Consider the following 24,284-nt stretch of genomic DNA (forward strand, 5'->3'; position numbering starts at 1 on the left):
ATAGAGAGAAACAGCAACAACTCACCGAATTGCTTGAACAGGAAATGCAGGGCAAAATCGATTTGCGATATCTTGATGAAAGTGGCTTTTCTTTGACTCCACCGATTCCCTATGCTTGGCAAGAGAAAGGACTGGGTTTAAGCCTACCCAGTCAACGTAGTAAGCGGTTAAATGTCGTGGGGTTGATGAATCGAAACAATGACTTATCTGCTTATGTTTTTGAACGTAGTATCACCAGTGCAGTCATTCTCGCTTGTATTGATGACTTTGCTCGCCAATCTACCAAGCCTACTGTGATTGTTATGGATAAAGCCTCTATTCACACCAGTCAAATGATTAATGAAAAACTGGAGGAGTGGAAAAGTCAGCAAGTCGAGATTTTTCTGTTGCCTCCTTATAGTCCCCAGTTAAACTTGATTGAAATTTTATGGCGGTTTATGAAATATGAGTGGATTGAACTAAATGCATATGAATCTTGGGAAAGTTTAGTCTCATATGTTGAAAAAGTTCTTCGAGAGTTTGGTTCAAAATATGTAATTAATTTTGCTTAACTACTTACTCCACCTTGATTTCTTGGCTGAGTCCCATTTGCTCTAAATGCAATTTCAACTGATTCTGCATTTTTTCTTTATGGGTTGGATTTCTATCCATCATAATGCAAAGATCTGTGTAACCAGCTTCTATGCTGTCCAAACATAGCTCAGCCAGATACTCAGATACATCTTCGGTTTTAGACCCAACACTAAGTCGGAAAAATTCTTTCCCACTTATGGCATCAACACAAAGCATCCCATTGAGTTTGTTGCGCTTGCTTTCATCACTTTTTACCTCTGGGCGGGTATTGCGCTTAGCCCATCCATAGAACAAGCTGGGGCGGTCATATACTGCAAACTCATCGAAGAATACAATCCGTTCGTGTTCATGTACTGTTTCTAGTTTTTTTTAACGGCATTAACCCAATCTTTCTGGGCTTGTGGGTCTGCATTAGCATAGTCTCGATGCCCTCTTTGGTAGGACAAACCAAGTTCTGCAAGTATCTCATAGACTCGAGAGTCTTTCATCTCCACATTAAATCTTGACTTCAGTACTTGCACAATTATTTCCCCTGTCCACATATTCCTCTCGAGCCCATAGTCTGTAGGTCTTTGGGTTGTTATCATTATCTTTAACTGTTGCTGCTGCTCTACTGATAGGCGACTGCGCTTTTGATGAGTTATGGGAACAACTAACTCTGATAATCCACCTTTTAAATATTTATCGATCCATCTTGTTAGAGTATCGTAGCTGCATTCTAGTTTTAGACTGACTTGCTTCCGACTATATCCTTCATAAAGTAATTTGATTGCTTCCAATCGATGCCTTAGGTACTCTTGCTGATGTCGATTGAACTGCTTCTGCCAATCTTTGAGATCTAATGGCTTGTTCAGAAGCGCTTCGTTTTGGTTCATTTTTTTTGCCGTCTTTTTATTTCATGTTTTACTATGCCTTACAGCGGGAAGGGAGTAAAGGAAAAAGGAAAAAGGAAAAAGGAAAAAGGAAAAATAGAGAAAATTGGGTTTTTCCTTTTGCCCTTTTACTTTTGAATTGATTTGCAAATTGTGGCGCAAATGCAAAACCCCTACATCCGTGAAATCCATTAATCCGTCTAATCTGTGTTCTAACGGCGAGAGGGAAAAAGAGAAAGAAGGGTAAAGTGAAAGTTGTCCTCACGACAAGACAGAGGCAACAACCCGAAAACCGAAGTCGTAGCTCCTGAAACCCGCGTTCCCCCAGCTACGACCCGCAGAACGACAATAGATCGCAATGCTGACCCAAGAACCACCACGGAGAAGCCGTTTTTCTTGTTCGCCGTCACTTGACCATGCAGAGCCGTTTTGTGGTATTCCATTGTAGTTTTCATGCCATACGTCTTCACACCATTCCCACACATTGCCGTGCATGTCATATAAGCCCCACTCATTTGCTGGGAAACTACCAACATCTGTGGTTACTTGCCGATATCCTGAACTGTTTTTAGCTACGTTTGCATAAGGGAAGTTACTATCATGATTTACTAGATCTGATGTAATTGTTTCACCAAAATAGAAGGGAGTTGTCGTTTTAGCTCGACAGCTATATTCCCATTCCGACTCAGTTGGCAACCGATAACTTCTGCCAGTTTTTTCGCTTAGCTTTATACAATAAGCTTTTGCATCATTCCAGTTTACCATAACTATGGGGCGATTGTCTCCTTTAAATTTATTATCTAATTCTCCAAATCGCTTTTTAAATCCATCTTTATCATAGTCAGTTCCCATTACTGAGAACCATTGCGCCTGTGTCACTTCATAGCGGCTCACATAAAAGGATTGAGCAAAGTTAATATTTCGAGTCGGTGTTGATGCATCTAGCCATTTCTCAACACTTTCTCGACTTAACCCGTATTTTGTAGCACTTTCAAGAGCAATTTGTTTTTCAGAAGATGGCATTCCCATCTCAAAGCTTCCTTTAGGAATCAATGCCATCTCGATCGCTTTTGCTCCATTCGGCAAACTAATCTTATCCTCAGCAAAATATTGCACCTGCACCGTGCGCCGATTAATCTCTTTGCCACTGCTATCTACTGTGATGATGTTATTTAGTGTTTGCTTTTGCAACTGGCTAACGGGTGTCGGTTCAGGCTTAGATGTAGAAATCTTAGTGGGCTTTGGAGATGGCAATGTCGTGGGTTCAGAAGTAGTTGGTGGAGTTGTGGGAACTTGAGGCTTAGGCTTGAGGAGATTTTCCCATACTAAAACAGTTGCTAAACTTCCACCTGTAAAACCTATAAGCGTCAAAAAAGTCCTTCTGGGCATCAGCCCTGCAAATTTTTTAACTTCTTGTTGCCTCAAATCTTCTGCTTGTTTTTGTTGTCGCTTGACTTGCTCTAACTGTTCTTGTTCTTTTTTTAGTTGTTCCGCCCGTTTAGCTTGTTGCTGCCTCTGTTTTTCTATTTCTCTTTCATTGTATAGTCGAGTTTCTTCTTCTCTAAGTTGCCTTTCTCGAAATCTTTGCTCATACTCAGATTGTCTCGGTAAAATAACTCGATTTTTAATAGATAAAAGATCGCTTTTCCGTAAACCTAGATATTCTTCATAGTCATTTAGCTCTGTTTGGATGACTTCGCTAAAAGGAAAACCTTCGGAGATCGCCTCTAATAAAGTTTGTTCGTATTCTTCAAGCTTTTTAGCGTATTCCAGATATGGGCGCAAAACTTCCCTAATGATCGCCTCAGACTCTAACTGAGAAATCTCTAGTTCTTGCCACCGTCGTGCTAGTAAATTCCTAGCGACTGCCGAGACTCTCCCATCACTACGTTTAACGACCTTTTCGACTTCCTTCCGAAACTTAAGCTTGGGATCATCTTGAGCAGCCCTTGCTAATACAATCCGATGTCCCTCTTTTACTGGATAAAACTCTGGCGACATATTGTTATTCGCACTCTTCACCTTATCCCGCACATACTCATACAACTCATCCACCGACACATCCCCATCATCATCTCGATCCGCCGCACCCGTCCGCAAACCTTCCACCAAAAAATGCGTATAGAGCGACAACTCAAAACCCTCTTGCTCAAACGCATATTGCGTCGAATCCGAAGCCGTCAAAATCGCCCGACCTTCACCGCCCAATTTCGGCAACAGATTCACCATACCAAGATCTTTCGCCATCATTCCCTTAGGAAACGCCCCACTATGGCAACAATCCAAGATCACAACTTGACGCTTAGATCGGCTCTGATTCATCAAACTGTGGACATAGGTTGATGAAACTGCCGTTGGCGGCAAAGCATCCTTGCGCGTTTTTGTCCCTGTGAAATAAAAATCATTGCGACTGTCCGTCACACCATGCCCAGAGAAATACAACAGCAACAAATCATCAGTTTTACGATTAGCGAATAGATCGTAAATCGCTGACTCGATCGCACCTTTCTCTGCATCCACCAATACCGCCACGTCCAACTCCGCAAAGCCGCCAATTTCAGGATTAACCAAAACTTGCCGCAGAGCCTCAACATCCTTCGCCGCACTAGGCAAAGGCTTAAGATCGACGGTGTAATTACTAACCCCAACCAGCAATGCGAAGCGACCCATTATGCAGCCTCAATAAATTCCTTAGCCTTCTGCATCGCAAACTCCAACTCTTCGCGGCTACTAGCACTCACCTTCAGTTTCTTGCCATTGCCCTCCACCTCAAATGAGATCGGCTTATTACCAAGGCGATCGCCTAAAAAGCCCAAAACTTTTTTCGCATTTGCCACACTCACTTCCGCCATCAGCACTCCCACCAAAAAAGCACCACCACTCTTGTTGCCATCTGGGGGATTGGGGTCACGCACGCGGTCTACTGCATCAATATCACTGCGATCGCTTAACTCTTCCAGTAACCTTACTACCTCATCATCTCGCTCTTCACTCTTCAAATCTGGATCGATAAAAGTAATCGTCAAAGCGATCGTGCTTGTATTATTCTCAGAGTCCATAACTTCAGTAGATTTTTATTGATTGGCGATTATTCTATAATATTTCATAAAATCCACAAAGAAACATGAAATGGTTTGACAGCCTAGCAAACACAATCACCAACTCGCTCTGGCAACCAAACTGTCCATTGTGCAAACGTCCTGCCGATCGCATTTTATGCAAAGACTGCGATCGCCAAATAGCCGCTTATCAATCACCAGATTTTTTGCAAAAAGATTACCCAATTACACCAGAGATTCCGCTTTATAGTTGGGGAATTTATGATGGCGCATTGAAACGGGCGATTGCAGCTTGCAAATATGATCAGCATCCAGAAATTATGGAAGCGATCGCTGAAAAAATTGCCGACACATGGAAGCGATCGGCAAATACTAAAAAACCAAGTTTAAAAAAAATCTCTGTAATTCCCATTCCCCTTCATGCAACCAAATTAAAATCACGAGGATTTAACCAAGCGGAACTGATGGCACGTCGTTTTTGTAATTTGACAGCAATGCCATGCAAACCGCTATTATTGCAACGAGTTAAGGACACTAAGGCGCAGATGCAAACCAAGAGTAAACAAGAGCGTGAAGAAAATTTATCTAAGGCTTTTACAGTTCCATCAAATCGATCATCTAGTCAACAAGATGTAATTCTATTTGATGATATTTATACGACTGGCGCAACTATCCGTGAAGCGATCGCCACTCTCGCCGCTAATAACATCAAAGTAAAAGGAGTTATCGTCCTAGCTCGTCCTCAATTTAAAGGCTAATAGCCAATAGCTAATGACCAATAGCTAGTTATGAGGTTCAAGTTCAGATTTCATTTTTTCGAGCGTCATATTCATTTGATCGAACATCTGCTGTGGCGTGATCCCAAAATTACCCAACTGATTTTCCAATTGCTTTAGGGTCATCTGCGCCATAAAATCATCGGACAACTCAAATCGTTTCATGAAAATTTTATAACGATCCATCATCTCTTCCATTTTTTCAATAAAGAGAATTTTGCCCTCACGATCAAACTTGCCATAACTACCGCCAAGCTGAGTTAGAGCTTGATAATCTTGAAATAGATTACGAGCCTCATGTTGAACAATTTCAGAATCAAAAAATGCCATTTTATTGCTCTGCTTTCTTTACATCTATTCCAATTTTACAATCTAGGTCAACCTTACAGAAATTAACTGAAGTGGAGATATCCACCCTTACTAACCAAAAAAGTCGCGCTGTGCGCGACTTTTTTGGTTTAGGTCATGATTGGCACAGCGCGATCGCGGTTTCGCGGCAAAAATCTAACTGAAACTCGCTTTAGATTACATTTATCTTCAAGCTCGCGGACATAGTCAACGCCTTCGCCTGCATGTTCGCGCTCATCAAGCATTTCAAGTACGCTCAAAATTTCTGTGTCTAAACCTGGCTGACCTATGAATAAGTGCATTAGCGTTTCGCAATTATCATCGTCAGGATAGATGGGAATGTAGTAAATGTAAGGGGTGTCCATAAGCTCCATAATACTGCGTGGATTTGGTCACGCTCTAAGTTGAGTATAAAACCCACAAAGTGTTATGCCCGCTACTTGGGCGGAACACTTTGTGAACGTACTTAGCGATAAATTTAGATCTAAAGATTTAAATTTTTGTAAATCTTAGATCGAAGTTATGGCATTAAGCCAATTGCAACAAACATACAACATTGCGTTAAAGCGTAAACTAGGAAACTACAATATAAATACAAAAAAAACCGCCAAATCAGCAAAGGCGATCGCAATACAGCAATTTACGATCACCCGAAGCACAATAAATTCTTTAAAATTGTTGCTTTGCAACAATTTTAAAGAATTTATTGGTTCGGGTTTGAAAGCAAAGCGCTGTGGATCGCCTACGCAAACAAAGTGCGATTCATTTAATCATGCTCAACCCAGATCCAAATTCAATTCAACTCACCCAAGATGACTACGAGCGCTACTCGCGTCACTTGATCTTGCCTGAGGTTGGCGTAGAAGGACAAAAGCGCCTCAAGGCTGCCAGCGTACTGTGTATCGGTACAGGTGGCTTGGGTTCCCCTTTGTTGTTATATCTCGCCGCCGCAGGTGTCGGGCGCATTGGCATCGTGGACTTCGATGTGGTGGACACATCCAACCTTCAGCGCCAAGTTATTCATAGCACTAGCTCAGTCGGTAAACCGAAAATCGAATCTGCAAAGGCGCGAATCTTAGAAATCAACCCCTATTGCCAAATCGATCTATACAACACCCATTTATCTTCAGCCAATGCGCTGGAGATTCTGGCTCCCTACGACATCGTTGTCGATGGTACAGATAACTTCCCTACGCGCTACCTTGTCAATGATGCCTGTGTATTGCTAGATAAGCCTAACGTCTACGGCTCAATTTTCCGCTTTGAAGGACAGGCGACAGTCTTCAACTATGAAGGTGGCCCTAACTATCGAGATCTTTATCCAGAGCCACCACCTCCAGGGTTAGTTCCCTCCTGCGCCGAAGGCGGCGTTTTAGGAATTCTTCCTGGAATTATTGGTGTAATCCAAGCTACAGAGACTGTCAAAATCATTCTAGGGCAGGGAAATACTCTGAGTGGACGCTTGTTACTTTACGATGCCCTCAAGATGACATTCCGCGAGCTAAAGCTCCGTCCAAACCCAGTCCGTCCTGTAATCGAAGAATTGATCGATTATCAGATGTTCTGTGGTATTCCCCAACAACAAGCAAACGAAATGGAAGCACAACAGGCGATCGCCGAAATTACTGTTACCGAACTTAAAGCAATCATTGACGCTGGTGCTGAAGACTATGTGATCATTGATGTCCGTAATCCCAACGAGTGGGAAATTGGCAAAATCCCTAACACAGTTCTAGTACCTTTGCCAGAAATTGAAAATGGCAATGGTGTAGAGAAGGTCAGGGCTTTGCTAAATGGGCATAAGCTCATTGCCCATTGCAAAATGGGTGGGCGATCGATGAAGGCTTTAGGGCTTCTCAAGCAAGCTGGCATTGACGGGATCAATGTACAGGGCGGTATTAATGCTTGGAGCGATCAAATCGATCCTTCAATTCCCAAATACTAATACCAATTCACAAAAGTGTGGCAACACTTTTATGAATTGAAAATCAAACCCAGTAAGGGCTTTAAAAGCACAAAATGGCTTTGCCATTTTGTGCTTTGGTATAAATAAAAAGAGAGAGGGTGCTAAGCACCCTCTCTCTCTTTTTTATCGGTTTAAGGTTAATTCTTTTTTATTTCCTAAAATCCCTTGTGGTCGCCATACCATCAACAAAATTAAGGTAACACCAATCAAAATCAACTGAATTGCCTCGAACCTCCCACCATCAGCGCGAATTTGTTCGGGGAGAAATCTAGGAAGAGCATTGTAAATCTGAAAAATTACTGCGCCGAGAATTACGCCAAGATTATTACCCGCGCCGCCAATGGTAACAATTGTCCATGCTTGGAACGTAATCAGGGGAATAAAGTTATCGGGATAAACTGTGGTTAATTGCCAAGCGTAAAATGCTCCCGCTAGACCACCGATCGCACCGCCGATCGCAAAGGCTTGGAGTTTATACCAAAATACATTTTTGCCCAGCGCCTTGGCAACTTCCTCATCTTCACGAATTGCTTTTAGCACTCGACCCCAAGGCGATCGCACTAGCCTCTCTAAACGCCAATACACCACCGCCACGACTACCAATAACAGCGCAGCTAAGACAAAGGAATAATATTGCCGTGAGACGAGATTAACCAATGGCAGCGGAAAATCCTGTACGCCCCTTGTGCCTTTGGTCAGCCATTCTTCATTGTTCACAAATAGACGCACCATTTCGGACACCCCGATGGTGACAATCCCTAAATAGTCTTCGCGCAATTTTAAGGCGGTACTGCCGATGATGATGCCTAGCAAACCAGCGATCGCAGCAGCGATCAGAAATGCAAAAAACCAAGGCACACCATTGAGACTGAGCAACACCGTTGTATATGCCCCAATCGTCATAAACGCTACATGACCAAAGTTAACTAAACCTGCAAATCCCCATTGCAGATTTAGCCCTAGACTAAACAGAGCAAAGATTGCCGCGTTAATGAAAAGTGTTGAGATGTATTCGATCATAAATAAATTGACTCAACCACAAAAATAGAGGACGCTGAGCATCTCCTACTTTTGTGGGTTTGCTATAAATTGACTGCGCTAGCGATATAGTAAGTCTAGACTGGTACGCTTGAAAACACCATGAGTCTATGCATTAATCCCACTTGCCCCATCCCTAACCACCCTGACAATGACAATTCCCCAACTTGTCAAGGATGCGGCTCCGAATTATTGATTGATGGTTGTTATACAGTCACTAAATTATTAAGTGATGCTGGTGGCTTCGGGGTGATCTATGAAGCCACCGATCGCGCAGGTAAGCCCAAAATCCTCAAGATCCTTAAACAGGAATTGAATGAAGACAGTAAAGCCGTGTCACTGTTTCAGCAGGAAGCTTTTGTACTAGGACAGATCGAACATGCAGGGATACCAAAGATTGAGACCTATGTGCATCACGATCTCGAAAACGGGACAATGTTGCATGGCATTATCATGCAAAAAATCGAGGGACTAAACCTCGAACAATGGATCAACCACCGCGATCGCAAACCGATCGCGCAAAAGCGGGCGATCACTTGGCTGCGACAATTGGTGGATATTCTCGCCGTAGTCCATCGCAACAAATATTTTCATCGCGATATTAAGCCCGCAAATATTATGTTGTCACCTTCAGGGCAGCTAGTTTTAATTGATTTCGGCACGGCTCGCGAAGCCACGCATACCTATCTTGCCAAGATTGGCGGTGTGCAAGGTATTACGAGCATTTGCTCAGTGGGCTATACTGCGCCCGAACAGGAAAAAGGATTTGCTGTCCCGCAGTCAGATTTTTATGCGCTTGGCTGCACGATGATCCATTTAGTGACGGGAAAATATCCCCTTGATACTTATAATCCCGATCGCGATGTCTTTGAGTGGCGATCGCACGCGCCTGAAATTTCGGAGGAGTTTGCCGATTTAATTGATGCGCTGATTGCGCGTAAGCCCAGCGATCGCCCAATTAATTGTGAGTCGATTTTAAAAATCCTCAAAGAAATTGAACTGATTGATAAACTTGCTCCCAACGATAAGACTAAAGCCAAGCGCAAATCAATTAAACAGTCGATTAAAGACTCAACCCGCAAGCCGACTTCCCCGATTTTGCTGACTATATCAGTAATAATTGCTGCTTTTGTAGGACTGAGCATCGGTACAGTGATTAAGATTTCTGCGATTGGGAATTTTGAAGACATTATTCAACTTCCCGTATTTCAGAAAAAATTTTTAAATCCAACAAGATTTTTACAGAAACATACTGATGCAGTTCAAAATGTCGCGCTTAGTCCTGATGGCAAGATAATTGCTAGCGCTAGTGATGACGGAACCGTTAAGCTCTGGGAATTAGAAGGAGACAACTCTAATCCCATTAAGGAAATAAAAGATCAAGGCGGATGGGTGCGAGCAGTGGTCTTTCTATCCGATCGCCAGATCGTCACCGCTGGGCAAGATAAAAATATCAAAATTATTGATATCGCGTCAGGGAAAGTGGTCAAGACCCTAAGTGGGCATACAAACCTGATTAATAATTTAGCGATTGCACCCACTAGTGATCTGCTAGTTAGTGGTAGCTATGACAATACGGTAAATCTTTGGCAAATCTCGACGGGCAAACTAATGCGATCGCTAACGGGACATACCGATAAAATTTGGGGTTTAGCCATTTCGCCCGATGGTAAGCAGGTCGTTAGTGCCAGTCGCGACAAGACCGTACGCATTTGGGATGTGAAGACAGGCGAAAACTTAAAAACTCTCGAACATCCCTCAGGCGTTACTTGTGTATTAGTCACTCCCGATGGTAAGCGGGTGATTAGTGGCAGTAGTGACAAATTAATTCGAGTATGGGATCTAGCTTCAGGTAAAAAGCTATCTGAATTAAGCGAACATAAGGATACGATCAGCGCGATCGCTATTACTTATGACAGTAAATATCTCTTTATTGGCGGCAAAGATATCCAGAATTCTATCCATTTATGGAATCTTCAAACTAAATCTTCAATCTGGAGTTTGATTGGTCACACGGATTTGGTAACTTCTTTGGTGATTACTCCAGATAAGCTCAAACTAATTAGCGGCAGCCAAGATAAAAATATTAATATTTGGAAAATACCTGAGCCTTGAGAAAGGATAATTTATATGTAGCAAATTTTTAGTAAATAGCGAAACGCATTTAAAATGCTTGAAAAACGAAAGAAACTAAATCTAATTTTTATTGCTTGTTTGGGACTTCTAATCAATGTCTCAGGAACAATCTTACTACCGCAAGATCAGCAAAAAATTGAAGCTCAAAGAGCTATTCAGGTTCGGACTGACCAATGGTTAAAAGTTGAACAAGTGTCGGGGAATGTCACATATCGAAATTTATACAATTATGCAAATCGACCAGCGAGAGTTGGCGATCACTTACAAAGTGCCAGTGATGAAATCTCTACAGGTGCAAATAGCTCGGCAGTTTTGAGTGTAGATACTGGCATTGGGTCAATCTATGTGACAGAAAATACAACTATCCAAATCCGTTCTTTTCGGATTGCCTCAGATAATGGGCGGATCACCAATTTGTTTGTACCTCGCGGGAAAGCAAGATTACAGATTCGTAAATTTACTAATCGTGGTTCTCAACTCAATATTCAGACTCCTGCGGGCATAAGTGGAGTACGGGGTACTAAGTATATTGTAAACGCCAAACCAAACGGCAATATGGTACTGACAACACTTACGGGGAGTGTAGCGACGACTGCTCAAAATCAGACAAAAATAGTCAATGGGGGATTTCAAAATTTGACAGTTGTTGGCGAACCACCATCGACTGCTGTACCTATTCGCAACGATGCAAGTTTGAGATATGTAATTAACAAAAAAGCATCAGGTTCAGGACGTTCTATTGTTTTATCTGGTTACACCGATCCATTTAATACTGTTAAGGTAGATGGATTAGAACAATCTTTAGATCGCAGAGGAAGGTTTACCCTACAATTGCCTGCGCTTTCAAGTCTAAAAGTGAAAATAACGGTGGAAACCTCTTTGGGGAAAGTACAAGTCTATGAGATTCCGATTCTCTGAATTTATTTCTCAACTTTTTCCTGAAAAACATATAAATTCAAACATATTTTTTTTTGCTTTTCTAATTTTCATTATCGATATGTCTGGGATTTCTTTATTATCTCAAGATCATCAAAAGGTTGAGGCTCAAAAAGATATTCAGATTCGGACCGATCAATGGTTAAAAGTTGAAGAAGTGACAGGAAATGTCACATATCGTAATTTTTACAACTATGATAATCGTCCTGCGAGAGTAGGTGATCTTTTACAAACTACTAGTGATGAAATTTCGACAGGAGCAAACGGTTCGGCAGTTTTGACCGTAGATACAGCCGTAGGCTCGCTCTATATTGCCGAAAACACAACTATCCAAATTCGTTCTTTTCGGATTGCCTCTGACAATGGGCGAATTACCAATTTATTTGTACCACGGGGGAAGGTCAGACTACAGATTCGTAAATTTACCCATCGGGGATCTCAGATTAATATCCAAACTCCTGCTGGTATCAGTGGGGTACGGGGTACGCAATATATTGCGATCGTCAAACCAAATGGCGATATGTTGATTACCACAATTGAGGGGAGTGTGGCGACGACGGCTCAAAATCAGACCGAAATAGTCAATGGTGGATTTCAAAACATCACAGTTATCGGTGAACCTCCTTCGATACCCATTCCTTTTACTGATGACGCAAGTTTGAGATATATAATTAATAGACAAGTATCAGGTTTAAGTCGTTCTATAGTTGTGTCGGGAAATACTAGTCCTTTTAATACCGTTAAGGTAGATGAATTGGAACAATCTTTAGATGGCAGTGGAGAGTTTTCCCTAAAATTTCCTGCAACTTCAAGCCTAAAAGTTAAAGTAACAGTGGAAACTCCTACGGGAAAGATACAAGTCTATGAGATCCCCATTCTCTGAGTTTATTTCTCGATTATTTCCTAAATTGTTAACAAATTACCAAGCTAAACGCTGGCGATCGCGTTTAGTTAGTTTGATATGTCGAGCATTACCCACGATATTTGCCATAATTATCATAATTCCCATGGTTTATCTTGGGTTTTTACAAACAATCGAATTTTGGGCATACAACAGTTTTACTAACTGGCGGGGCGATAGACCTTGGGATGAGCGCGTCATAATTATTGCCATTGATGATCGGAGCCTCAGTAAAATTGGCAGATTTCCGTGGACTCGCAATCTATATGTGCAGCTTATCCAAAAACTTGAACAAACTGAAGCTAGTATTGTGGGTTTTGATATTTTATGGTCTGAAGAGAGTCCCGCCGATCAGCAATTAGCTGCCGCAATTTCTCGATATCAGAAGGTAGTTCTGGCTATGGCTTGGGATAAGTCTGGACAACCACTCCTGCCGATCGCACCTATCAATAGTGCAGGTGTGGCAATCGGGCATATTCTTAAGCGTGAAGATGCTGATGGAGTTGTGCGTCAAGTTGATTTGCAGATCCAAAATATCCCAACTTTTGCGGTGTCGATATTGCAAGCCTATGACTTGACAACCGCCTCCAATACTCTATTGCCAGAGCTAGATCAAACCTTAACTATTAATTGGACAAAAAGAGTCAAGGACATACCACAAATCTCATTTAGTGATGTCATTGATGGCAAAATTCCTGCTTCAACCTTCCGCAACAAAATTGTATTGATTGGGGTAACAGCTTCAGGAATAGATGATTTAGTAACTCCTCTCGATCGAAATCCTCCAGCGAGTGGAGTGCATTTACATGCAATGGCTTTGCAAAATCTCCTGCAAAAAAATTCTTTTGCGGTTGCTAAACCTATCGATATTTGGAGCATTGCTCTATTAGGGAGCCTGTTTATTGGCTTGGTCTTACCAAGACAAAATTTATGGACTGGAAGTATAAGTGCTTTTGTCCTATCTGGACTATGGCTAATCGTTACTTTTATCGCTTTTAAAGCTAACTACTTAATTGAGATAGCTGTTCCCATTTTGATGTTTCTATTAACAGGTTTTGCGATCGCTTTGCAAGAGCGTTGGCAAATGCAGCGATCGCTGAAGCTTGCCGATTCTCAACTTCAATACGAATCTACCCACGATCATTTAACAGGATTGTATAATCGCGCCCTGATCGAAACCCGTTTGCAAAACCTGCTTCATCCCCAAGATGTATCTTCTCAAAGCGGCGATCATCAAAGACTCATAGCCATTTTTTGGATTAATTTAGATCGATTTAAAACTATTAATGACACCTTTGGGCATCCAGTTGGCAATTTACTGCTAGTTGCAGTTAGCCAATGCTTGTGCAATTCTATTCCTCCTAATGCATCAGTTGCTCGTTTTGGCGGCGCTGAGTTTGTCATCCTACTAGAAAATCCAGGAGATCAACAAGAGGCGATCGCTATTGCCGATCGCATTCAAACAAAGTTACAAAATCCTTTTACAATCAATGACCATGAGATTGAGGTCGAGGCTAATATTGGCATCAAGTTCCATCAAATTAATAGGCCTGACAATCCTGATTCTACTGAGATCATTTCTCCTGAGCTTCTCCTCAGAGATGCTGATACAGCCATGTTTTATGCGAAAAAGCTGGGGAATTCATGCAATAAGGTCTTCGATATTTCTATGCGAGAACGAGTGCTCAAACGATTAAAGCTCGAAAAGGATCTCCGCAAAGCTGTTGCTCTCTGTCAAGATCCTAGCAATCAAAACGATCAGGAATTTCTGATCTACTATCAACCAATTCTATCTCTCAGTGATATGGAGATAGTGGGGTTAGAAGCATTAATTCGATGGAAACATCCTGAACGCGGTTTAATATCACCGATCCAATTTATACCCCTAGCCGAAGAGACAGGGCTAATCATTCCTATTGGTGATTGGATTATGCGGAATGCTTGCTTACAGGTGAAATCTTGGCAACAACGCTTCCCTAAGGCTAAAGATATTACAATTAGTGTCAATCTATCTCCCAAACAATTGGCACAGGATGATGTTTTAGAAAAGTGCCTTAGCGTTCTCGATCAAACACAACTATCTTCTGAATATCTTAAAATCGAACTAACGGAAAGCTCGATTATGGAGAATCCTGATTTTGCAATAAGTATCCTCAGTCAGATGCGGCAAGCAGGAATTAAGATTTATATTGATGACTTCGGCACAGGCTATTCATCGCTTGCATATTTACATGAGTTTCCTTTCGATGGCTTAAAAATTGATCGTTCTTTTGTTAACAATATCCATAAAAATTCAAACGGAATGGAAATTCTTCAGGCGATTATATCCTTGGCGCATAGTGTCAAGGCTCACATTGTCGCAGAAGGTATTGAAAACTTAGCTCAGTTGAATTATTTGCAAGATTTGCTTAGTGAAGAAGGCGATGGTCAGGGGTTCTTTCTATTCCGTCCTCTTGATGTTGCTGCAATCGAAGCAATTTTCCAAACAACATAAGGTTTTGTAGTGCGGCTTCGCCGCACTACAAAACCTTATGTGATCGCAACTTCAAGTTTGTGCTGATTCCAGAGCTTTTGGTAAAGCTGAGACTCAGCAAGTAACTCAGCATGAGTACCCGCTTGGACGATTTTACCTGCATCCATAAGGATAATGCGATCGCAAGTTGATGCAGCAGATAGATTATGTGTAATAAATAACACGGTCTTATTACGAGGAAGATTCCCCAGAATTCCTGTAGCAGTTTGATTGTCCACACTAGAGAGCGCGTCATCTAACACCAAAATTGGGGTGTCAACGAGTAAGGCTCTTGCCAAGGCTGTACGCTGTCTTTGACCGCCTGACAGAGTAATTCCCCGCTCACCGACTAGTGTGTCATATTGCTTTGGAAACTTAAGAATCTCTTGCTCAATACGTGCTTGATTGGCAAAGTTTTCCACTTCATGATCGTAGGCTTGGGGCTTACCGTAACGAATGTTGTCACGCATCGTCGCACTAAACAAGAAGCTATCCTGCGGCACGAAAGAGATAATCTCGCGCAAATCTGCGATCCGCATTTTGGTAATGTCTACACCATCAATAAAAATTTGATCTGATGGAACTTCAATTAAGCGCATCAAGGCGCTCGCAAAAGTAGATTTACCAGAACCAACTGTTCCTAAAATGGCGACTGTTTCGGATGGATAAATTGTGAAACTAACGTGATTGAGAGCAGGTTGACTAGCTCCGTCATAGGTGAAAGTGAGATCGCTTGCTTCGATTTTGCCAGTAACTTGATCTTTGGTAAGTGCGATCGCATCGGCTCTGTCAACAATCGCTGGTGGCATATCGAGAATGCCTTGAATGCGTCCAATGCTGACTAGTCCGCGTTGATAAGTGACCATCACAAACCCCAAAATCGCAGTTGGGAAAATTAATCGTTCCACATAAATAATCAGTGTCAGCAAATCGCCAATTTTAAAGGTCGTAGGCTGATTGGCTAATTTTTCGCCACCAAACCAAATTAATACTAAAAAGCTAATACTTGCAATTCCACCCAATAGTGGAAATAAAATATTACGGCTACGCGCCATTCTCAGATTGGCATCGAGTAAGCGATCGTTTAATTTCCCAAAAGCTCCTCGTTCATTCTCCTCCTGAGCATAGGTTTTGATCAGAGCCATGCCATTGAGGTCTTCTTGCAAGAGCGAACTTACATTGGATAGTTCTTCTTGAACTTCTAACTGTTCATCACGCAACTGGCCGCTAAATCTCTGCACAATCAATAACATGATCGGATAAACAGAGACCGATAGCAAAGTCAGCATCGGATCGATCGCTACCATCGCGGGCAGTGTCAGGCAATACACAAATACTGAGTTGATAATACTGAGCAGCGCAAATCCCATTAAGCGGCGGATATTCTCAACATCACTAGTAACGATACTAATTGTTTCGCCTGCGGAATTGTTGGCAAAATAGCTTGGCGGCAATTTGAGTAAATGCTCAAAAATTTGTTGCTTGAGGCTGTACTCGATTTTGCGACCGATCCCAAAAATCCAGACGCGGGAAGCCATACGGATGATCCACATCAGCGACGACAAGCCGATAATCATCCATACATATCGCATTAAAGTATGAATATCGCCAGATGAGATCTTGTTAAGATCGTCAACTGCGGATCTAATCAGCCAAGGGATGTATGTACCAAGACAGTTTGCCGCTAGTAGGGCAATTGTGCCAACGGCTAAGTCACTCCAGTAAGGACGGAGATAGTTTTTGAGATTTTGAAATTGCGATCGCGCCATAATATATCCATACTACTTTATTTTGTTAAAAGCTTGCTTAGTAAGCCTTTGATTGAAAATAAGTGATGTTTATTAAATAGGTTGACGCAATTCAAACATGATTTTTAGCTGATTTTTTAATGCTTTGCGATCGGGCTATTTGTAACCATTCACACAACAAGTAGTTCACCTAGTGATTCATTAACGTCTTTTGATATGGTTAAATGTCTCTTTGTTGATATTCTCTATGGTACTTTCTTCGCTTTTCCTAAACTTTTCGCTTATGGATAATACTTAGGATATAAATCATTTCGGTAGGCATAAATCACAAAAAATAAGGAGTGCAATGTGCACTCCTTATTTTTTGTGATTTATGCCTACCGAAAAAATAAACCTCAAAGCCCGTATTGCAAGGCTTTTAGGTTTATTTTTTGGGAGCCATCAACATAGTGATATTTCTTCCTTCGCGCTTAGGATATTGCTGAATCTCAGCGACAGATTCTAAATCACTAGCCATGCGATTCAACAAAACTTCAGCAAGATCAACGTGTTGAATTTCGCGACCACGAAACATTACGGTTGCTTTGACTTTATCTCCTTCTTTCAAAAAACGCTCTGCATGATTGATTCGCACTTTATAATCATGCTCCTCAATTTTGTAGCGCATCTTGACTTCTTTGACATCGGAAGTATGTTGTTTTTTGCGAGCTTCGCGGGCCTTTTTCTCTTGCTCAAATTTGAATTTGCCATAGTCCATGATTCGACAAACAGGAGGATCAGCTTTATCGCTGACTAGCACAAGATCTAGCTCTTTTTCTTCAGCCATTTTCAAGGCTTCTTTGGGGGTTAGGATGCCGAGTTGCTCCCCCTCCATATCAATGACTCGAATTTTTGGATATCTGATACGTTCGTTGATTTGGGGAAGGTCTTTAATTGGCTTTTTAGTCATGAAATCTCTGTTGTCTAGACTCTTGGGGTATTGGTTTAAATTACTAATGGTTTACAAATATATACTTAATACTAAGCGATACATGCAAACTAAATATTTTGTATGTTCTAGCTTAGCATTTTTTCTGCTTGACATAAATGTTTAAGTATAGTACGAACTACCATTTAAAGTGTCAAGCATTATGCCATCATTTTTCGTAAATTTTGGTTAACCATATCCGAGGTTACTCGATCGCTAAGAGTTACCGATCCGATCGCTGTTGGTAAAATGAAACGCACTTTGCCAGCTTCTACTTTTTTATCGGTTGATAGGGATTCAATAATTGCATTAAGATCGATGTCCGCAGGTACTGTCCGTGGTAGATGGGTTTTAGCAATAAGGGCTGCTTGTCGGGCTTGATCTGACTCAGCCCATAGACCAAGATCGCCAGCGATCGCACCTGCGATCAGCATTCCTAAACCAACAGCTTCTCCATGATTATAGAGGCGATAGTTTGTAACTGACTCGATCGCATGACCGACAGTATGACCATAGTTGAGAATGGCGCGAAGATTTCCTTCTTTCTCATCCTTGGATACGACTTCAGCTTTAGCTTTGGCACAACGATACAAAATTGTTTGCAGCAATTCCGATGAAATATAACGTAACTGATCGAGGCGATCGCATTGAGAAAGCAAATCAAATAATTCTCGATCCCAGATTACGCCGTACTTGATCACCTCTGCCATCGCTGAGCGAAACTCACGGGCTGGCAAAGTTTTTAAGACTTCAGGATCGACCCAAACTAGTCGGGGTTGATAAAAAGCACCGATTAAGTTTTTGCCCAGTGGATGGTTGATCCCCGTCTTGCCACCAATTGCGGAATCCACCATGGCAAGAAGTGTGGTTGGAACTTGAACAAGATCAATACCGCGCAACCAAGTTGCTGCCGCATAGCCCGACATATCGCCAATTACCCCACCGCCGAGGGCAACAATCATCGATGAGCGTTCTAAACGATGTCCAAGAGCCGCATCATAAATCTTTTGGAGTGAGTTTGCGGTTTTAAAGCGTTCACCTGCAGGCAAGATTAAATGCGCAACATCAAACCTCGCATTACTTAGGGATGTCTGGACAGTTTCGCCATAGTGCTTGTAAATGACGGGATTCGAGACAATGAGGAGTTTTTTACTTTTTTTTCCTAACCCAATTTCTACTAATTTATCGCCTAAGTTTTTGAGACTATGAGAAGCGATCGCAATCTCATAACTGCGATTAGATTGGTTATCGCTATTGAGTGCAACGGTAACTGTTGCGGAGTTTTCAGACATATTTCTATATAAATGATCTAATTCTCATGGTAGCAGCGATCATGGTTTCAAATCTCGCAACCAAATAAGAATGTAAAGCAGAGCTTTGCGCTACCCTACATTCTTATTTGGTCATTGCTTGGCATAACTCAATAATCGCAGTTTGCAATGTTGCCGTTTCATCTTTACCATGCTTGAGATCGGCTTCTAATCGCAACAAAATACTTAGCGATCGCATTAACTTTTGACTATTTAGACCCTGTACTTCTTGCTTCAGAAAATATATTCGCTTAGGATTACCAATTTCCGCAGCATCAGCGATCGCCTTATCATCTCGCTCTCCCGATTCTTGCATCAGCTTAATCCAAAGCCATGTGCGAAACTGCCCCACCAAAGTCGCACAAATCCGTAAACCCACCTCATTATTTCTCAGTAATTCCGCAATCAAAGAGAGAGCTTGACTAGTATTAGCAGCACGAATCGAACTTGCTAATTGCAAGCTATTGTGAGCCGAGACTTGTACAAGTGGTGCAATTTCTTTAGCCGTAAGTGGCTTCGTTTTCCCATAATGTAACAGCTGTAACTTTTGCAATTCCATTGTCAGTCGGCGCGTATCATTACCAATCGCATCAACTAGTAGATCTATGCCATCTGATGCTATTTTTAAGTCAATTTCAACAGCGGCTTGTTTCACTAATTGAACGATCGCATCAGTTTTCCAAGGAGGTATTAACGAAAACTCTAAAATCTGGGAATACTTCTGCAACAACTTGGTAGATTTGGCTCTCCCATCAGGCTTATTTGATGATGTAAACAAGATGTAGGAGTCTATAGGTAAATGGTTAAAAGTTCTTTCTAGCTCTGATAGTAGCGATTCAGTGCAACGTTGGGCGATCGCAGTATCAGCTATCCAAGTTAAGCGACTACCCATGCCAAATGGTGAAGTTACAGCTTGGTTTAGTCCATTCATAACCTCAAGATCCCCAGTAGCATTGATTTTTGCATAATTAAAGTCAAGCCACATCGGATCGACATGAGTGTCTATCAGCTTTTTTACTGCTTGAGAAATTTGATAGTCGTCATCGCCCCAATAAAAGTAGACAGGCATTGTATGATTAGTTCAACTATGTGGTGTGGTGTAGAGATTTGATGATTACTAGAAGCAAAGCAAATAGTCAAGTTAGCCTCCGTCCAAAAAAATCGGTTACAGATCGTACAGATTCTTATGCAAATTGGGGGAAAAGAGTCTTTGATATCGCATTTGCATCAATTGTTTTAATTTTATTTTCGCCAGTTTATCTAGCAATTGCGTTGTTAGTTTTCATTAGTTCTCCTGGATCAGTTTTATATATTCATCCTAGAGTTGGTTTAAATGGTTCTAAATTTAATTGCATTAAGTTTAGAACCATGATTAACGGAGCAGATCAAGCTCTTGAAGATTATTTAAATGCCTGCCCGATTAGCCGTGCCGAATATGAAGCATCTTTTAAGCTTAAACACGATCCTCGGATTACTAAAATCGGTAAGTTCTTGAGGACAACAAGTTTGGATGAGTTGCCCCAGTTTTGGAATGTCCTCATGGGCGATATGAGTGTGGTTGGTCCTCGACCATTAGTTCAAGATGAACTAAGTAAATATGGTACTGCGATCGATCGAGTACTCAGTGTTCGACCTGGTATTGCAGGGCTATGGCAAGTTTCAGGACGAAACGATATTCCTTACGCCAAGAGGGTACAGATTGACGCAAGCTATGTTAAACGCATGAGTTTTTGGCTCGATCTACATCTGATATTTAAAACTATTTTGGTTGTGATTTTCCCCAAAGGAAATGGAGCATATTAACAAAAAAGGGGCGCTAAGCGCCCCTTTTTTGTTAATTTCTGCGACTACGCGTTGTTGGTCGCGAAGATAAATCAAACTCTAAAGCGGCTGCCATCCCCCAGAGAATAAATGCAAGAATCCAGAAGAACTCGGCAGGCTCACCACTTTGATATTGTTTACCTTCACAGACTTTACTGATACCAGTATTAATGCTGTAGTTAAACCATAAGTCCCCAAAGAACATTGCAATACCAGCACTACCAAGCAATCGCCAAGATTGAGCGGCTTTACCACCCCAAAAAGCAAGTAAAAGAATTGTTGCGACAATTAGCAACCAAATATCGCCAAGGGCATAAACAATATTCAGTATTTTGCCTGTATCCAGAGAGAACCCTCCACCTACGCCGAAGGTAACATAAGCTGCTACAACAACTCCCACAAATCCAACAGCACCCACGATCGCCCATTGCTTAGGATACAGATTTAGCCTTCGGCCAATCACAGACATCGCCATCCCCCATGACAAAAACACGTAAGTTGCTGTGAAGAAAATATCGGCGATTGATGGAAATGTTTGGACTAAATCCTTAGCGCCTTTTGATCCGCCAGCAATTAATCCACTTTGATATTGAAAATCGAGATAACCAAAAATTAAATTTCCGATCCCCCAAGACAGGATACCTATGCCTAGACCTAACCAAACATTCCGACCGCTAATGATTTTAGAACTACGCCAGTTACGAAGACATAGTATCCCTGAACAAGAGATCGCTACAGTTTGAAAAATGTACGTTCCGTATCGATACCAATTTGGTCTTACGAATAGGTCTTTTATTGCCTTGGCGCATTCTTCGGGCTTGATGACATGGGGACCATCTGTTGGGACATTAAAAAATAGGTAGAACATTAGAGCTAGGGCTGCCCATCCGATCGCTGCCCAAACAATAGATTGCGTGGAAATCCCTGACGGCGAGGGAGATTTAGCTCTACTCATGAATCTTGCACCTTAGCTACAACCATAAGAAATCAAAGTATAAAAAAAAAGAAAATAACAAGTATTGTGCTACGAGTCATAACTTTAGAAGCAAACATAGTAAAGAAGCCAATTAGACTACTTCCAGAGTTTACCTTTAGGAGTTTTTGTCAGCCAAGCAGTCACGGATGCTGATTCGGGTAGTTCATTTAAGGCGGCGATCGCACTATCGACAAAACTATTATTTCCAAAATAGGAAGATGCTAGTCGATGTATTTCACCTAAAAGAAGCTGCAATTTGCTTTCATCCCAGTTGGGAATTTGCACACTATTAAGTGGGTTGATTGACAAAACTTCTTCCAGAGCAGAAATTGTTTCGCTTTGAGCAAATTTACCTTGTTGCATAAACTTAAGTAAATCTTGCTTAAAAGAACCTGCTTGCCTAACGCCAAGGAGATCTTCAACTTCAATATACACAGCTTGCAATATCAGTAAACAACCTTGAACAAGATGTGTACCTACTGAAGAAGTCTGGGTAGGTGCTGAATGGACTTGGTCTAGTTTGACCCTGCCCCAAACACTAAAACGCTGAGGCTCTTCTAATAATACGCAAGCTTTGCCTTTGTTATCAGTTAAGTCACGCCAAAGCGCTAAAGCCTCATCTCGATTATCGCCAAACATGTTGAGTAACCGAAATGTTTGCCCCTGATATTGCAAAATCGGTATTTGTTGATCTTTGTTTTGTGGGTTTTGGACGTTGACGATCTCAACGTCTTGGCGCTTCAGGATGAACATGTCTCTACTGTTGACTTAACTGATGTTACCAGTAGCAACAAATCGTGGCTACCTAATGCCAAGGTTAATGATAATGCCAAAATCACATTAAAGTCTTGAAAATTTAAAATAAAACATTAATTGAAGTATTAGCGCTCTCCTTCAGAGGAAAAACCAAGAGAGAGTTGAGGTGCTTTGCACTGCAACTCTCTCTTGGGCTATAAAAAGATGGCTTTTGGTATAGGCAGGATAATTAGTACCGCGATCGCAATTAAAATCATGCCGATTAGATCGCGAGTTTTACCAATTTCCATACGTTCGTTCAAAATACTGGGGCGCGGAGTGGGTAACAAAAATAATAAGAGGCTGTAAATCCTCAGCCAAGGCTGCGTAAGTAAAGCGATCGCTAACAATATTAGTCTTGCTATGCGTGCAATCTGGATGGCTTGCCTATGTCCAAACATCGCGATTATAAGGTTGCCGCCATCTAGTAACTCAAAGGGCATTAGCTGCAAAGCACTAAGAGCTAATCCAGCCCAGCCAGCTAGGGTGAGCGGAGAAAAGGCAGCGATTGCGTCTGAAGTAATTGCTGTTTTTCCTATGGAAAAAATTGTTTGTAATAATGTTACAAAAATCGAGTTTTTGATATCAAAGGTATCTAGATCTGTGATTAACAAGGATGGAGCGATCGCAGGATCGATCATCTGCATAGTTGTGGGAACTAGTATCCAGTTGCCCAAAAACAATAAAACTATGGAGATGGATAAGCCCGCAATGGTTGGAATCACGGCTAGATCAAAGAGGATGCGGCGCTGATTTGTGGGGTTTTGTCCTGTAGGGAAATTAGTATTTAAACTGCCTAACAAACCAAAACCACCAAGGGCTGGCAGTAAAAGTGGAGGAGAAAGTAGCAGTCTATAATGTTTGGCGATGTAGTATTGCGCAATCCCCCTTGCGATAAAAATGCTAGTTATACCAAGGAAGTAAGGAATTCCTTGCTGTAAGTTACTTAAGCTTAAAGAGTCAATTCGTTGATTTGCGCCTACAACTAACACAGTGAAGGCTGTAAATAAAATACTGATCGTGCTAGCTACCCAACTTTGGCGATCGCTTAAAGCTGATTGGGAATTGGCGAAATTATTGGGTATCAAACAAAAGCAATAGTTTGTTGTGTTTCCCTGACCTTCTTGAGCGCCACCAAAACTTGTACCTAAATTTTCTAATGGACTTTCTTGTAAATAACAGATAAAGCGATTGTCAAATATTTTTTGGATATTTTGGTTAATCGTTTCGTAAGCGTATTTAGGGTTTTGCGATCGCAGATTGCCGCGACAGTAGATTTCTTGAGGGCGATATTCTAGCCCTGTCAGATGATAAATATTTGATGAGAAGCAATCTTTGAGTTTTTTTTCTTCGTTGGGATCAAGGTTTATGACTTCTGAATTTGAGTTGAGAGATGTGGAGAAATTGCTATATATCCACACACAAAGCAAAAATACAAGGGCAACAAAAGTTAATGGCAAAGCTGTGCGATTAAAAGTTGTCCATGCGATCGCTAAACTTGGTAAGGCAACCGCCAGAATCCACAAAATAAATATTTGGAGCTGACTGCT

At 41.6% G+C, this 24,284-nt stretch carries 20 protein-coding genes and 1 pseudogene; 8 read left to right on the forward strand and 13 right to left on the reverse strand.

Annotation, left to right across the window (positions count from 1 at the left end):
• The coding region (locus APA_RS06695; protein WP_201320743.1) for an IS630 family transposase at positions 1 to 551 on the forward strand (551 nt) is incomplete at its 5' end.
• A gap of 7 nt (positions 552 to 558) precedes the next feature.
• Here APA_RS06695 and APA_RS25095 read toward each other — a convergent pair.
• The 3 genes and pseudogenes from APA_RS25095 to APA_RS06715 form a co-directional block, all read right to left on the reverse strand.
• A pseudogene (locus APA_RS25095) lies at positions 559 to 1,448 on the reverse strand (IS630 family transposase); the annotation flags it as partial.
• A 258-nt stretch (positions 1,449 to 1,706) separates the two neighbouring features.
• Positions 1,707 to 4,115 (reverse strand): SUMF1/EgtB/PvdO family nonheme iron enzyme, encoded by a 2,409-nt coding sequence (locus APA_RS06710; RefSeq protein ID WP_201321530.1) that lies wholly within the window; start codon positions 4,113 to 4,115, stop codon positions 1,707 to 1,709.
• On the reverse strand, positions 4,115 to 4,504 hold the full coding sequence (locus APA_RS06715) for a hypothetical protein (RefSeq protein ID WP_201321531.1): 390 nt from the start codon (positions 4,502 to 4,504) through the stop codon (positions 4,115 to 4,117). The genes APA_RS06710 and APA_RS06715 overlap by 1 nt, the downstream gene beginning before the upstream one ends.
• A 65-nt stretch (positions 4,505 to 4,569) precedes the next feature.
• On the opposite strand from APA_RS06715, the gene APA_RS06720 reads away from it, so the two are divergent.
• On the forward strand, positions 4,570 to 5,262 hold the full coding sequence (locus APA_RS06720) for a ComF family protein (RefSeq protein ID WP_201321532.1): 693 nt from the start codon (positions 4,570 to 4,572) through the stop codon (positions 5,260 to 5,262).
• 24 nt (positions 5,263 to 5,286) lie between these two features.
• On the opposite strand, the gene APA_RS06725 is transcribed toward APA_RS06720, so the two are convergent.
• Entirely contained in the window at positions 5,287 to 5,610 is a 324-nt protein-coding gene (locus tag APA_RS06725; protein WP_201321533.1) for a DUF1825 family protein, read from the reverse strand.
• Positions 5,611 to 5,738: 128 nt separating this feature from the next.
• A complete protein-coding gene (locus APA_RS06730; RefSeq protein ID WP_201321534.1) occupies positions 5,739 to 5,993 on the reverse strand; it encodes a hypothetical protein in 255 nt (84 codons plus the stop codon).
• A gap of 407 nt (positions 5,994 to 6,400) precedes the next feature.
• Between APA_RS06730 and moeB the strand changes: the two genes are divergently transcribed.
• On the forward strand, positions 6,401 to 7,573 hold the full coding sequence (gene moeB / locus APA_RS06735; protein WP_201321548.1) for a molybdopterin-synthase adenylyltransferase MoeB: 1,173 nt from the start codon (positions 6,401 to 6,403) through the stop codon (positions 7,571 to 7,573).
• A gap of 144 nt (positions 7,574 to 7,717) precedes the next feature.
• Here moeB and APA_RS06740 read toward each other — a convergent pair whose 3' ends face one another.
• Positions 7,718 to 8,614: a branched-chain amino acid ABC transporter permease gene (locus tag APA_RS06740; protein WP_201321535.1), complete on the reverse strand. Its 897-nt coding sequence runs from the start codon at positions 8,612 to 8,614 to the stop codon at positions 7,718 to 7,720.
• A gap of 120 nt (positions 8,615 to 8,734) precedes the next feature.
• Between APA_RS06740 and APA_RS06745 the strand changes: the two genes are divergently transcribed.
• The 4 genes from APA_RS06745 to APA_RS06760 all read left to right on the forward strand — a co-directional run bounded on the left by APA_RS06745 (position 8,735) and on the right by APA_RS06760 (position 15,099).
• Entirely contained in the window at positions 8,735 to 10,747 is a 2,013-nt protein-coding gene (locus tag APA_RS06745; RefSeq protein WP_201321536.1) for a serine/threonine-protein kinase, read from the forward strand.
• 54 nt (positions 10,748 to 10,801) lie between these two features.
• Complete coding sequence (locus APA_RS06750) at positions 10,802 to 11,686, forward strand: FecR domain-containing protein (protein ID WP_201321537.1); 885 nt, start codon at positions 10,802 to 10,804, stop codon at positions 11,684 to 11,686.
• Positions 11,687 to 11,765: 79 nt separating this feature from the next.
• The gene (locus APA_RS06755; RefSeq protein WP_201321538.1) at positions 11,766 to 12,587 is read left to right on the forward strand and encodes a FecR domain-containing protein; all 822 of its coding nucleotides are present in this window, start codon (positions 11,766 to 11,768) and stop codon (positions 12,585 to 12,587) included.
• The gene (locus tag APA_RS06760) at positions 12,568 to 15,099 is read left to right on the forward strand and encodes an EAL domain-containing protein (protein WP_201321539.1); all 2,532 of its coding nucleotides are present in this window, start codon (positions 12,568 to 12,570) and stop codon (positions 15,097 to 15,099) included. Before APA_RS06755 ends, APA_RS06760 begins: the two co-directional genes overlap by 20 nt.
• A 35-nt stretch (positions 15,100 to 15,134) precedes the next feature.
• Here the strand turns inward: APA_RS06760 and APA_RS06765 are convergent, their stop codons facing one another.
• The 4 genes from APA_RS06765 to holA form a co-directional block, all read right to left on the reverse strand.
• Entirely contained in the window at positions 15,135 to 16,886 is a 1,752-nt protein-coding gene (locus APA_RS06765) for an ABC transporter ATP-binding protein (RefSeq protein ID WP_201321540.1), read from the reverse strand.
• A 403-nt stretch (positions 16,887 to 17,289) separates the two neighbouring features.
• Positions 17,290 to 17,814, reverse strand: coding sequence for a translation initiation factor IF-3 (gene infC, locus APA_RS06770; RefSeq protein WP_009627301.1), 525 nt, complete (start codon positions 17,812 to 17,814; stop codon positions 17,290 to 17,292).
• A 179-nt stretch (positions 17,815 to 17,993) separates the two neighbouring features.
• The gene (aroB, locus tag APA_RS06775; protein ID WP_201321541.1) at positions 17,994 to 19,124 is read right to left on the reverse strand and encodes a 3-dehydroquinate synthase; all 1,131 of its coding nucleotides are present in this window, start codon (positions 19,122 to 19,124) and stop codon (positions 17,994 to 17,996) included.
• Between the two features lie 103 nt (positions 19,125 to 19,227).
• A complete protein-coding gene (gene holA, locus APA_RS06780) occupies positions 19,228 to 20,211 on the reverse strand; it encodes a DNA polymerase III subunit delta (RefSeq protein WP_201321542.1) in 984 nt (327 codons plus the stop codon).
• Between the two features lie 41 nt (positions 20,212 to 20,252).
• Between holA and APA_RS06785 the strand changes: the two genes are divergently transcribed.
• Complete coding sequence (locus APA_RS06785; RefSeq protein ID WP_201321543.1) at positions 20,253 to 20,945, forward strand: sugar transferase; 693 nt, start codon at positions 20,253 to 20,255, stop codon at positions 20,943 to 20,945.
• A 31-nt stretch (positions 20,946 to 20,976) separates the two neighbouring features.
• Here the strand turns inward: APA_RS06785 and APA_RS06790 are convergent, their stop codons facing one another.
• The 3 genes from APA_RS06790 to APA_RS06800 all read right to left on the reverse strand — a co-directional run.
• Positions 20,977 to 21,918, reverse strand: a complete 942-nt coding sequence (locus tag APA_RS06790; protein ID WP_201321544.1) for a hypothetical protein — start codon at positions 21,916 to 21,918, stop codon at positions 20,977 to 20,979.
• 117 nt (positions 21,919 to 22,035) lie between these two features.
• Positions 22,036 to 22,692 (reverse strand): Npun_F0813 family protein, encoded by a 657-nt coding sequence (locus tag APA_RS06795; RefSeq protein WP_201321545.1) that lies wholly within the window; start codon positions 22,690 to 22,692, stop codon positions 22,036 to 22,038.
• Positions 22,693 to 22,889: 197 nt separating this feature from the next.
• Positions 22,890 to 24,284, reverse strand: a 1,395-nt coding sequence (locus APA_RS06800) for a hypothetical protein (RefSeq protein ID WP_201321546.1), incomplete at its 5' end; no start/stop codon positions are given.

The organism is Pseudanabaena sp. lw0831 (assembly GCF_016584665.1).
GTDB lineage: Bacteria > Cyanobacteriota > Cyanobacteriia > Pseudanabaenales > Pseudanabaenaceae > Pseudanabaena.

Bases quoted from the DNA above. Each gene is read 5' to 3' on its own strand.
- infC (WP_009627301.1), bottom strand. From the start codon at position 17,814: ATGACTAAAAAGCCAATTAAAGACCTTCCCCAAATCAACGAACGTATC.
- APA_RS06760 (WP_201321539.1), top strand. From the start codon at position 12,568: ATGAGATCCCCATTCTCTGAGTTTATTTCTCGATTATTTCCTAAATTG.
- APA_RS06720 (WP_201321532.1), top strand. From the start codon at position 4,570: ATGAAATGGTTTGACAGCCTAGCAAACACAATCACCAACTCGCTCTGG.
- APA_RS06730 (WP_201321534.1), bottom strand. From the start codon at position 5,993: ATGGACACCCCTTACATTTACTACATTCCCATCTATCCTGACGATGAT.
- aroB (WP_201321541.1), bottom strand. From the start codon at position 19,124: ATGTCTGAAAACTCCGCAACAGTTACCGTTGCACTCAATAGCGATAAC.
- APA_RS06745 (WP_201321536.1), top strand. From the start codon at position 8,735: ATGAGTCTATGCATTAATCCCACTTGCCCCATCCCTAACCACCCTGAC.
- APA_RS06750 (WP_201321537.1), top strand. From the start codon at position 10,802: ATGCTTGAAAAACGAAAGAAACTAAATCTAATTTTTATTGCTTGTTTG.
- APA_RS06715 (WP_201321531.1), bottom strand. From the start codon at position 4,504: ATGGACTCTGAGAATAATACAAGCACGATCGCTTTGACGATTACTTTT.
- APA_RS06755 (WP_201321538.1), top strand. From the start codon at position 11,766: ATGTCTGGGATTTCTTTATTATCTCAAGATCATCAAAAGGTTGAGGCT.
- APA_RS06785 (WP_201321543.1), top strand. From the start codon at position 20,253: ATGATTACTAGAAGCAAAGCAAATAGTCAAGTTAGCCTCCGTCCAAAA.
- APA_RS06790 (WP_201321544.1), bottom strand. From the start codon at position 21,918: ATGAGTAGAGCTAAATCTCCCTCGCCGTCAGGGATTTCCACGCAATCT.
- APA_RS06740 (WP_201321535.1), bottom strand. From the start codon at position 8,614: ATGATCGAATACATCTCAACACTTTTCATTAACGCGGCAATCTTTGCT.
- APA_RS06765 (WP_201321540.1), bottom strand. From the start codon at position 16,886: ATGGCGCGATCGCAATTTCAAAATCTCAAAAACTATCTCCGTCCTTAC.
- holA (WP_201321542.1), bottom strand. From the start codon at position 20,211: ATGCCTGTCTACTTTTATTGGGGCGATGACGACTATCAAATTTCTCAA.
- moeB (WP_201321548.1), top strand. From the start codon at position 6,401: ATGCTCAACCCAGATCCAAATTCAATTCAACTCACCCAAGATGACTAC.
- APA_RS06725 (WP_201321533.1), bottom strand. From the start codon at position 5,610: ATGGCATTTTTTGATTCTGAAATTGTTCAACATGAGGCTCGTAATCTA.
- APA_RS06710 (WP_201321530.1), bottom strand. From the start codon at position 4,115: ATGGGTCGCTTCGCATTGCTGGTTGGGGTTAGTAATTACACCGTCGAT.
- APA_RS06795 (WP_201321545.1), bottom strand. From the start codon at position 22,692: ATGTTCATCCTGAAGCGCCAAGACGTTGAGATCGTCAACGTCCAAAAC.